The sequence below is a fragment of the Synechococcus sp. Cruz CV12-2-Slac-r genome (genome assembly GCF_024346075.1).
Taxonomy (GTDB): Bacteria; Cyanobacteriota; Cyanobacteriia; order PCC-6307; family Cyanobiaceae; genus Synechococcus_D.
The window spans coordinates 1-10,041 of sequence record NZ_JAGQEK010000064.1 but is presented as its reverse complement, the minus strand read 5'-3'; the positions used below and the strand labels follow the sequence as shown (position 1 = coordinate 10,041).

Below are 10,041 nucleotides of genomic sequence, written 5' to 3'. Positions count from 1 at the left end.
ATGCTTTAGTTGCGGCAAAAAAAGCTGAACAATGGGATAATAAATCTGGTTTTCTTGGTATTGTACCTGAAGGATTTGGTGTTGAAGTTGTATCTTTACCCGCCGAAAGTAAGTTAGACCCTACTGAAACCCCCGATCCTAGTGATCCTAATTTGATTGATTTAGTTGTATCAAGCGATCGCTCTGATGCAGTACCGGAAGAAGTTTTTATCGAACCCCCATTTTGGGGCACTAGGGTTTTGTTGGAAGAAGAATTACCAATCGATCAAATTTTTGCTTATTTAGACAAACAGGCACTGTTTGCTGGCCAATGGCAACTTAGGAAAAATCAAAAGCAATCACGCCCTGAATACGAAATTATGTTGCAAGAAAAAGCTGAACCTGTGCTAACTGAATGGATGCAGAGAATTTGTGAAGAAAAACTCTTGTCACCTCGGGTTATTTACGGATATTTTCCTTGTGGTAGAAACGCAAACAGTGTTGTTGTATTTGACCCTTTAAATTCAGTTAAATGTCTTGGAAAGTTTGAATTGCCTCGTCAGAAATCTGGAAATCGCTATTGCATTGCAGATTTTTATAGAGATTTGGAAAATGAGAAACCCACAGACGTTATACCAATGCAAGCTGTAACTATGGGAGCAGCTGCTACCGCGTTTGCTAAACAATTATTTGAAGACAATAAATATACTGATTATCTCTATTTTCATGGTCTTGGTGTTCAATTAGCTGAAGCGCTTGCCGAGTTGGTTCATGCGCGTATCCGCAAAGAAATGGGTTTTGAAAATGTGGAGCCGAAAACCCTGAAGGATGTCCTTGCCCAGCGTTATCGCGGTAGCCGCTATTCGTTTGGTTATCCAGCCTGCCCGAATGTTGCAGATTCCCGGCCTCAATTGGACTGGTTAGGGGCCGATCGGATTGGTTTAACAATGGATGAAAGTGATCAACTTGATCCAGAACAGAGCACCACAGCGCTGGTGGCTCTACACAGCCAAGCCCGTTATTTCAGCGCGTGACGCTGGCATGACAGCCTGACGGTTGATCTCATTGTTTTCATGGCAATTTCAGGGCCTGATGGCGTTGATGCTGCAATCGCAGCTGGTATAGATCTCGATGGCTCAGCAATCCCCGCGGAAATGCTGGCCCTCTATCGAGAAGTAATGGATCTAGAGAGTGCCCGAGCCCGCAGCGGCGTTACAAAGTCAATGCGCAACAGAATTGTTCGAACAGGCGCAAAACATTTAGATCGAGAAATTCTCAATAATCGCCTCATTTTGGCCGGCTGGGAGGGCCTCAAACCCAAGGAAATTGCCTTTTATTTCAGCTAGCTCTATTCGGGTCTACGCCCCTCAAGAGCATCAATAACTTCTTGCTGAAACGCTTCCAAGCTGCTGGAATCGGAGAGGTCGAAACCCTCTCCTGCGGCATTTTGGGTGAGTTCCTGAAAATGGAAGGCCCCCTCACCATTGGCTAAAAACTCCATAGCTGATGTTTCGCCGCTCTCGGCAAAGGCATCCACTAAGGCATGGAATGCCGCATCTTCGGTGAAATCCCAGCTCATCGGGTGCTTGCAGGTTGGAGAATTTGGGTGTTTTGTAACCAGTAAAACCTGGCCACCCCAAGACCCATAGCGCCTCCCCCCCCGATTCCGTCAAGTGTTTGTTCCGATTTATCAGACTTATGACCACATCAACATCGATTTTTAACGTGCTTGGTACAAGCCTGAAGACCTGCGGATGCCAGCCCCTCACAGGTTGGTTTCGCGATGGCAGCTGCCGTACCAACGCTGCAGACCTTGGACGCCACAGCGTATGTGCCGTGATGAGTGAATCCTTCTTGAGTTACAGCAAGGCCCAAGGCAACGATCTCTCAAGCCCCAACGAAGCAAATGCTTTTCCAGGTTTGAAACCTGGTGATCGGTGGTGTCTTTGCGCGCCTCGCTGGCTTGAGGCCTACTGGGATGGCATGGCCCCCCAGGTAGTGCTTGAAGCCTGTGAATTTTCAACGCTCGAGGTAATTCCACTCGAATTGCTGCAAGAAAAAGCCCTACCAGGGGATGCTTTGCCCGTCCCAGGCAAGGAACCTGCCTGATTCGAGAGGGGTCTGCTTAGCTATCAGCGAAACCAGTTGCTCGGCTGCCCGCTCAGCACTAAAAAGTTTTTCTGGAGCAACAGCGGTTCTAAAGGGCTCAGAAAGCGCTGTGGCAGTGGTGCCTGGATGCAGCAAAGTTACCGCTACAGCAGGTCTTCTCCGTTGCCATTCAATTGCAAGGGTGCGAAGCAGTTGATTCTGCGCGGCTTTTGCAGCGCGGTAGGAATACCAACCGCCAAGTTGGTTGTCGCCAATGCTGCCAACCCTGGCGGAAAGGCTTGCAAACCAAGCCTGCTCGCCATGCCCAAATGCCTCATCCACGGCTTTAGCAAGCAGGATTGCTCCAAAGGCGTTAACTGCAAATGATTCTTCTAAACCAGCCCGGCTTACTGCCTGCAGCCGCTTTTCAGGCCCAATCCCGCCACTATGAAGCCATCCAGCGGTGTTGATCACCAGCCTTAAGGGGCCATGCTGCTGCAATTCAGTTTTTAAATCGTTTAGGGATTGCTCTGAGCAAATATTTAGCGGCAATGGTCCACCCCTACCGGCCCTTAATAGCTTCAGTTTTGGAGCTTCTCGCTCTAGAACCACACCAATAGCTCTACCGATGCCCCCTTGGCCCACCACAAGGGCAGTACCCTCCAGCTGATCCCAATTGAGGTTGCGAGCCATGGCTAACACCACTAAGGGGCGCATGATGGCAACTGAAGGGGGTTAAGCGTTTGGTCTTGTCGATTTCCCTGCTTGGTGGTGGTGCTTGGGGCAGCACCTTGAAGCATCTTTTTGGGCAGTCGGGCCATCGAGTTGAGCTCTGGCGTCGATCCAATGGTTTTGATGCACTTGCAACTTTGCAACATTCCGATCTGGTGGTGTGTGCAGTTGCTTTTGCTGGTGTTGAGAGCCTTGCCCAGCAACTTTCAAGCTGGAATTGCCATGCGCCTCTGCTGAGCTGTTCAAAAGGGTTGGATCCCCTAACTGGCTCTACCGCCAGCCAGATTTGGCAAAAGTATTGTCCGCAGCGGCCGTTGTTTGTGTTGAGCGGCCCAAACTTGGCAAAGGAATTGGCCAACGGCTTACCTGCCGCCAGTGTGCTGGCAGGCACTGATCAACTTTTATTGGCAAAGCTGCAGAAGGAGTTAAGTAGCGACTGCCTCAGGCTTTATCGAAACAATGATCCCGTGGGAACAGAGGTGGCAGGGGCATTAAAAAATGTGATCGCGATTGCCGCTGGAGTGTGCGATGGTCTTTGCCTCGGTGCAAATGCCAGAGCATCTCTCCTCACGCGAGGTTTAGCGGAGATGGGCCTCGTGATTCAAGCCCTCGGAGGTAAAGCGGAAACTCTTTACGGCCTCGCTGGTCTTGGTGATCTTTTAGCTACTGCAACCAGTGCGCTGAGTCGTAATTATCGATTTGGCAATGCATTAGCAGAGGGATTAACAACCAGCGCTGCCCTTGAGCGAATTGGGGCGATTGTTGAAGGTGTGCCCACCTGCGATGCGGTATTAGCCCTTGCTGCTAAAAAACATTTGAGTTTGCCAATAGCAACCGAAGTGCAACAACTTGTAGAGGGTCGTTGCGATCCCCGCAGGGCGCTTCAAAAGTTAATGGAAAGGGAATTACGCCACGAATGATCAGCAGCACACACCAAGGCATAGCAATCTGCGCCATTGATGCATTTAGTGAAGTCCCACTAGGTGGCAATGGGGCTACGGTTGTTTTACTTGACAAACCTGCATGCACAAACTGGATGCAGAATCTTGCTAGAGAATTAGCACAATCAGAAACTGCCTTTTTATGGCATAACAAACAACAATGGTGCCTGCGCTGGTTTACACCAAGCTGCGAGGTACCCCTGTGTGGCCATGCGAGCCTTGCCGCGGGCCTTGCCTTGTATCAATGGGGAAAGATTGATCTAGGTGAAGAGTATTTCTTTTCAACCAGCAGTGGAAATCTCAGAATCGAAGTACATTCAGCAAAACTTGCCAGCTTAGATTTACCAACCACAGGTTTGACTTCCCGAATTCAAGAGCCTTGGATGGCAGAGCTGCTGGGTACAAGTCTTCTTAATCAATGGAGCTCCGGGCTTGCCTATGGGGTTTTGCTTGTGTCAACAAACTTTCCCCTAGGCAAACTTGATCCTCATAATCCAGTTTGGCGCAATGGCCCAGAAAAAGCATGGCTGGTTATGCAAGCAGCAGAGACACCTCACCAATACCAACTGCGATTTTTTGCCCCTGGTTTGGGTATTAGCGAAGATCCAGTTACAGGTTCAGCTCACGCTTTAGTAGCGCCTTGGTGGTGTGAGCAGCTAAATCTTTCTCAAGTGAGCGGCTGGCAGCCCTCCCAGCGACCAGGAGGAATGCTTTGCATTCCGCAGAAAAACAGTCAAATTAGAATTAAAGGCAGTGGCACACTGCTTTGGAAAGGGGAGCTGCCCTGGATTTCAACTAACAGTGATGGGGAGGCATGGGAAAAGTAGAACGCCTAAAGCTATTTCTAAAGCGCCATAGTGGCAGCCTTTTTTTGTGCTCCGCGCCTTTATTTTTTGCGGCGCTGGTTGTAGCACTTATTTCTCCAATATTAAAGCCTCAGCAAACACAACTCGATCCAGCAATGCTCGAGGCTTTATTAGAAGATCCAATAAAAAATGAGAATAATGAAATTATATCAAAGCAAAATAAGAGATCCCTAGATACCCAGCGCCTTGATTTAAAAGTTCCTAATGCTGATCAACCAGCTCCTTCGCTGGAGATAAGGGTGATGCTTCAGGAAACAAAAAGCACTTCAAATGTTGGTGCAAACGGTCCGTGGCAATTGCAGTTGCGCAATGGCAGCACCTGGAGAACTGGCCAAGGAATGCTCCCCCTAAGTTGCAGTGAGGGCCGGCTGCAGATCGGCGGTGATAAAGGACCTAATGAACTATGGCTTAGGCCTAAAAATGGAGGAATAGTTGCACTTGATGCTAAGAGTTACCGCGGTGAACTTAGATTTTATTGCGATCGTGCAGGTCCTGTAATCGTGAATCATCTACAACTTGAGGAATACATAGCATCAGTAGTAGGAGCTGAAATGCCAAGCGATTGGCCGGAGGAGGCTTTGCGGGCTCAAGCGGTTGCAGCCCGTTCCTATGCCTTGGCCCACATGGCAAGGCCCGCAGATCCCCACTGGAACCTTGGCGCCACAACTCGCTGGCAGGCATACGATGGTTTGGAAAGTGAGAGTGAAGCTTCGCGAGTAGCAGGCAGCTCCACGATGGGCCTAGTACTTAGTTACAGAGGCGGTATTGTTGAAAGTCTTTATGCCGCCGATAAAAAGATAACTATTGAAGCCCATGGCCATCTGGGCGCAAGTATGAGTCAACATGGGGCAAAAGAGTTGGCTCAACAAGGATATCGATTCTCACAAATATTAGCTAGATACTATAGGGGTGCAAATTTAGCTCGATTGAAGAGGTCGGCATGAATTCTTTAGCAGAACAATCTCTGGCCTGCCAAAGAAAAGCTATTTCTCTTGGTGCTTTGGTACCTTTACAAACAGAAATTTTAAGGTCTGCATCCTGGGATCCGTTCATACTCCGCAAACTACAGGGCTACACTCCAAAGCAATTAAAAGAGGTTGGACCAAAACAAAATCCTTTCTCCCCTTGGGATCGAAATTTAGAACTTAATAAACTTGATCAACATATACTTTTGCTAAATAAATATCCTGTTGAACCAGGCCATTTACTGTTGATCACAAAGGATTGGAAACCCCAAACAGGTTGGCTAAGTGAATGTGATTGGCAGGCATTAAGAGAGGTTTGGCAAAAGCAAGGGGGCCTATGGTTTTTCAATAGTGCTCCAGAGGCAGGAGCAAGTCAGCCCCATAGACACTTGCAACTCCTACCTCGAGCTATGGGGGAAGTTATATGTCCAGAAGCAGAGAAATTTGAGGCAAATGCTGTTGCAAATAAGTCTGCTTGGCCGTGGCAAGTTGGCTTAAAAGCAACACCAAATAATGAGTTGCCAAGCTTAGACTTTCTGATTAGAACTTATGCTGAGCTTGCAGAAAACTATGGAGTTGGCAACCCAAAGAGGGATAAAATCCCGCTTCTTCCTTATAATTTACTAATAAGTAATAAGTGGTTTGTCTTAATTCCGAGATCAAAAGAAGGGCATAAGGGTTTCAGCCTTAATGCCCTTGGATACGCTGGTTTTTTGCTGGCTACAGCTGAATCAAACCTTGCTTGGCTGCATCAAAATGGCCCTGCCAAGCTACTAGCAGAAGCAGCCATTCCTAATCATTAGTTTGATCGCGCTCCATCTGAGCCTCAAGGGTGCCAATAGCCGCGTTTACAGCCGCTAGCTGCCTTTCCACTGCATCGCGCCAGCCTTTGAGCATGTGGAGCTTACGGCGCTGGTGCCTGGCCCTTGAGGATTTGAGGTCGGTATCGTTCCAGCAGCAATCTGGCATCGGAAACATGGGAAAATAATCAAACCGGGTAGGTTCTAGCCAACCTTCTGCGGCTTGTGCTGTCCCCTTGCCTGAATTCCGTGACATCACAGGACAGCAAGGCTCCATCAGCATTTGGCCTGCCAAAGATTTTTAAAATTGCATTTAAAATCACCCATTTGCATAGAGCTAATCTCATATTGAGACAAGTAGGCCCCACCGGTCTTATGCGCCAGAAATATTTGGCTTTACTTGTATTGCCCTTTTTGGCGCCTGTTGCAAGATCAGAGGTGTCCTTGATGGCCGGTCAACAAGCCAGGCCATTAAATGGCACCTTCAATAATGTGCCTGTGCTGCATTCCAACCAACCTGAGGAGGTGGCCGGCCCAGGGATTCTCGTGAGCACCACCTCGGGGGACGCCCTTGCTGAAAATGGCCGGAGGCTAAACCATGCCACTTATACGTTTAATGGCGAATTTGGCGTTCATGCCCACCACAAATATCATCCCTCAGCTCAAGATAGGGGCAAATACGGAACAAGACGCGGCCAACTTACACTCGCTGCGATCGCTATAAATCCTGGCGATCGAGATGTTGTTCTCAAATTTGAACGCGGTTCCGTTAAAAATAGTTTTGAAGCTCCTTATCAAGCAAACAATTTACTCGGTGTGATTCCTCAAGGTCATCGGCCCTGGAATACAGGCCCAGGGGCTGCTACCGCCGCTCAAATGATGCGCGGAACCCTTGATAGAAAATTACCTGAAGCAATCCGGATCCCACCTCGCAGCCGCACGGTAATTTTTAGTACGGATTTGCCCTCAAACGGCATTGCAAATGCATTAATAAAAGGTCGTAGCGATGGAGCTTTTCAATTGGCAGTAGTTGCTGCCAAAATGCCTAAGTCTGATCAGGAAATTCTTAACATTCTTGATTCTGATCAATTTGCACCAGGCCGAACATATTTAAATAAAATAGATAAGATTGAGGATAGAAGTGTATTTTCAAGAGTGGCAGGAGTAGCAATAGGAGATACGTATCAAGCAAGTGTTATGCACAACCTTCTTGAGATGCCTTTACATGTTCCGCTTACTACAACAAATCGCCACAATTTTGGCACCGGAGAGAATCAGGTAAATCCATTAGCAACAAGAATGCTTGATTCCTCTTTAGATAATATTGGTACTTACGGAGTTAGGTTTGATTTAGACATGAGTTTGGTTGGTAATGGGCCATATAAATTGGTTTTGAGTCATCCAACCCTGCCAGGTCGTCAATTCGTATCATTTCGAGGAAGCATCGGTTTAAAAACAATAAATGGCTATGAAGAGCTACATGTTGGAATGAGATCTGGGCAAAGTTTAGTGCTTAAATCTCTTGATCTCACGCCAAATCAGCCTCAGAACATTCGTTTGAGCTTGGTATATCCAGCTGATGCAACGCCAGGCCATCTGCTTAGTATTGTTCCAGATACGCAATTGGCTATGTTGCGGAGTAAAGAGGAGGCCTTGGAAAAAGCACGCAAACAATCAGAAGCTATTCCAATGTTTGTTATGGAACCTCCAGCTACGGCTGAGCTAAAGCTTGTTCCTCGCGAAGCTCAGCTCAGCCCCGTTAAGCGGCAGGTACGTATACCTCCACCTCAACTGCCAGCACTTTCTCCGGCAATATTACCGATAGGTGGTTGGCCTCCCTCATCACCAGCGATGCTTGATACCAATAGGCCGCATAAATTAATTAGAAACTGGCTTAACCGCTAGTTCCACATCTACAAAGTCCCCTTGGCAAACAGCCCAGACGAACGAAAAGTAACACTGGTTCTCCAGTGTGCTGCCATTGAGCAGCTAGACCGTTTGCGTAAGCAGTGGGGAATGAGAAGTCGCGGCCCAGCGATTGAGCGCTTACTTGAGATTATTTCAAAAGATGAATCAGAGCTCGAAAAGGAGCAGGAAGCTAGTGAAAACTATGAAAATTCATTAGTTCAGCACGTTCAAGGGGCGCTCGTGCTGATCTCTCTAGCTGGTGAGAATGAGGAAATTCCAGATTGGCAAGTTGATGAATCTGATCAGCGCCCTTCAGCAATTGATCTACCAGGATTCGTATCAAAGCGCACACAGCAATTAAGGAGAAGTTTGCGAACACCTGTTATTGATCCGCCAACCAGTGTTGGGATTACCTTAATAGATTCGCGCCAGTTAGATGAGTGTATTCAGGCGGTACAAACCCATTGGATGAATCTTTACGGAAGCGAACCAAATCAAGCTGTACTAGAAGCTGGTATGCATTGGTTGAGCCACGACATATGGCCCCTATCTGATGCCAGTGAGGGAAATATGTTCACATGGAATGCGCTTCAGCAGGTGATGATTGGCTATGCGCCCAGCTGGGAATTACGGGATCCATCAGTTGATCGTGTAATTATTGCTGCCGGTTTGCTGGAAGATCCATTTGGTGGGTTAGCTCTAAAAATAAGAATTCCATCATTGGTTGGCCGGATGACTCAGCGGCTGAGGCGGCGGCGGCGTGGCACTCCGTTTCTTGATCTTCAAGCAACGATGACAACCCAAGGAGCACTGCAACTTCTAAAACTTCCCACTAGTGCTGGTTGCAGTCTTACGTTGCAGGATATTCGGGAAGCCTATCGACATCAAGCGGTTGCCGCTCATCCCGATGCTGGGGGCGACCCTGAGGAAATGAGAAGACTTAATGAGGCATATCAACTTCTCAAGCAAAGATATCTAAAACCTTTATAAAATCTGTAAAATAACAACTTCATCGTAAAACGCTTGCATTGTCGTATAGATCTCAAGCTGGAATTGAGATAAGACTTAGAGTAAGACTCATCCAATACTGCTAATACTATTTATTTTCAACTTGCGATTTGATTTTTTTTGAATTTTTTATTTGTCCTCTTTATGGGATTGATCCCTTTAAGTAATTGATTGCTTTCTGCCCCCTACGTCTTCTGTCCAATCTTTTGTCCAGCGCCTTCGGAAAAAGCTTTGATCGCAGTGAATACCAACTGCAAATAGTGGGTATTTCTTACAAAAATTCTGCAGAGTATCTGTGTTTATCACAGGTACTCAAAAATATCTAAATGTTATCTCATATATCGCAACCAAGACTTATTCTAATTCTTGTATTGATTCTTAAATGGGATGCATGGAATCAAGATTTTAGGCAAATAACGCCAAGAAGCCCGCAGACCCGCTGAGCCAAGGCTTGCGAATCTCATCTAAGTCTTGCCGTAGGTCTTTAAATGTGAATTATTTGAGATTAACTAGATCAGATATTTTTGTAGCCTAGGTGCTGGTTTGCATGCCTTGGATCAAGTAGTTGAAATAGGGCTCCAATAATTTTGAATCTTCTGCTGAAACAAGCGATACCGATGCAACCTTCATGCAACGCATCGCTTCCACCATTCCCTGCATGGGCACGCCAAGGCTGTTGTACATCTCTCTAGCCCCTATAAGCCCTGTGTTTTCGATGAAACGGGTACTTCCAGCAAGAACTCCATAGGTAATT

Annotated in this window: 11 protein-coding genes and 1 pseudogene; 9 read left to right on the top strand and 3 right to left on the bottom strand. The window is 47.2% G+C overall.

Annotated elements, in window-relative coordinates:
- Positions 1-1,013, top strand: a 1,013-nt coding sequence (locus KB557_RS06545; protein ID WP_315856204.1) for a vitamin B12 dependent-methionine synthase activation domain-containing protein, incomplete at its 5' end; no start/stop codon positions are given.
- 39 nt (positions 1,014-1,052) lie between these two features.
- On the top strand, positions 1,053-1,325 hold the full coding sequence (locus tag KB557_RS06540; protein ID WP_255132477.1) for a DUF4090 family protein: 273 nt from the start codon (positions 1,053-1,055) through the stop codon (positions 1,323-1,325).
- 2 nt (positions 1,326-1,327) lie between these two features.
- On the opposite strand, the gene KB557_RS06535 is transcribed toward KB557_RS06540, so the two are convergent.
- A complete protein-coding gene (locus KB557_RS06535; protein WP_255132475.1) occupies positions 1,328-1,558 on the bottom strand; it encodes a hypothetical protein in 231 nt (76 codons plus the stop codon).
- Positions 1,559-1,677: 119 nt separating this feature from the next.
- Here KB557_RS06535 and KB557_RS06530 point away from each other — a divergent pair, with 119 nt between their 5' ends.
- Positions 1,678-2,088: a DUF2237 family protein gene (locus KB557_RS06530; RefSeq protein ID WP_255132473.1), complete on the top strand. Its 411-nt coding sequence runs from the start codon at positions 1,678-1,680 to the stop codon at positions 2,086-2,088.
- Here the strand turns inward: KB557_RS06530 and KB557_RS06525 are convergent.
- Complete coding sequence (locus tag KB557_RS06525; protein WP_255132471.1) at positions 2,044-2,760, bottom strand: SDR family NAD(P)-dependent oxidoreductase; 717 nt, start codon at positions 2,758-2,760, stop codon at positions 2,044-2,046. The genes KB557_RS06530 and KB557_RS06525 overlap by 45 nt on opposite strands.
- A gap of 56 nt (positions 2,761-2,816) precedes the next feature.
- On the opposite strand from KB557_RS06525, the gene KB557_RS06520 reads away from it, so the two are divergent.
- The 6 genes from KB557_RS06520 (at position 2,817) to KB557_RS06495 (ending at position 9,269) form a co-directional block, all read left to right on the top strand.
- A complete protein-coding gene (locus KB557_RS06520; protein WP_315856203.1) occupies positions 2,817-3,719 on the top strand; it encodes an NAD(P)H-dependent glycerol-3-phosphate dehydrogenase in 903 nt (300 codons plus the stop codon).
- Positions 3,716-4,567: a PhzF family phenazine biosynthesis protein gene (locus KB557_RS06515; protein WP_255132467.1), complete on the top strand. Its 852-nt coding sequence runs from the start codon at positions 3,716-3,718 to the stop codon at positions 4,565-4,567. Before KB557_RS06520 ends, KB557_RS06515 begins: the two co-directional genes overlap by 4 nt.
- Positions 4,555-5,550, top strand: coding sequence for a SpoIID/LytB domain-containing protein (locus KB557_RS06510; RefSeq protein WP_255132465.1), 996 nt, complete (start codon positions 4,555-4,557; stop codon positions 5,548-5,550). The genes KB557_RS06515 and KB557_RS06510 overlap by 13 nt, the downstream gene beginning before the upstream one ends.
- Entirely contained in the window at positions 5,547-6,374 is an 828-nt protein-coding gene (locus KB557_RS06505) for an ATP adenylyltransferase (RefSeq protein ID WP_255132463.1), read from the top strand. The genes KB557_RS06510 and KB557_RS06505 overlap by 4 nt, the downstream gene beginning before the upstream one ends.
- Before the next feature lie 345 nt (positions 6,375-6,719).
- Positions 6,720-8,276, top strand: coding sequence for a DUF3370 family protein (locus KB557_RS06500; protein WP_399218767.1), 1,557 nt, complete (start codon positions 6,720-6,722; stop codon positions 8,274-8,276).
- Between the two features lie 21 nt (positions 8,277-8,297).
- On the top strand, positions 8,298-9,269 hold the full coding sequence (locus KB557_RS06495) for a molecular chaperone DnaJ (RefSeq protein ID WP_255132461.1): 972 nt from the start codon (positions 8,298-8,300) through the stop codon (positions 9,267-9,269).
- A 549-nt stretch (positions 9,270-9,818) separates the two neighbouring features.
- Here the strand turns inward: KB557_RS06495 and KB557_RS06490 are convergent.
- Positions 9,819-10,041: pseudogene (locus tag KB557_RS06490) on the bottom strand (allophycocyanin); the annotation flags it as partial.

Excerpts from the sequence above, each read along its gene's own strand:
- KB557_RS06515 (WP_255132467.1), top strand. The coding sequence starts at position 3,716 with ATGATCAGCAGCACACACCAAGGCATAGCAATCTGCGCCATTGATGCA.
- KB557_RS06510 (WP_255132465.1), top strand. The coding sequence starts at position 4,555 with ATGGGAAAAGTAGAACGCCTAAAGCTATTTCTAAAGCGCCATAGTGGC.
- KB557_RS06525 (WP_255132471.1), bottom strand. The coding sequence starts at position 2,760 with ATGGCTCGCAACCTCAATTGGGATCAGCTGGAGGGTACTGCCCTTGTG.
- KB557_RS06540 (WP_255132477.1), top strand. The coding sequence starts at position 1,053 with ATGGCAATTTCAGGGCCTGATGGCGTTGATGCTGCAATCGCAGCTGGT.
- KB557_RS06535 (WP_255132475.1), bottom strand. The coding sequence starts at position 1,558 with ATGAGCTGGGATTTCACCGAAGATGCGGCATTCCATGCCTTAGTGGAT.
- KB557_RS06530 (WP_255132473.1), top strand. The coding sequence starts at position 1,678 with ATGACCACATCAACATCGATTTTTAACGTGCTTGGTACAAGCCTGAAG.
- KB557_RS06505 (WP_255132463.1), top strand. The coding sequence starts at position 5,547 with ATGAATTCTTTAGCAGAACAATCTCTGGCCTGCCAAAGAAAAGCTATT.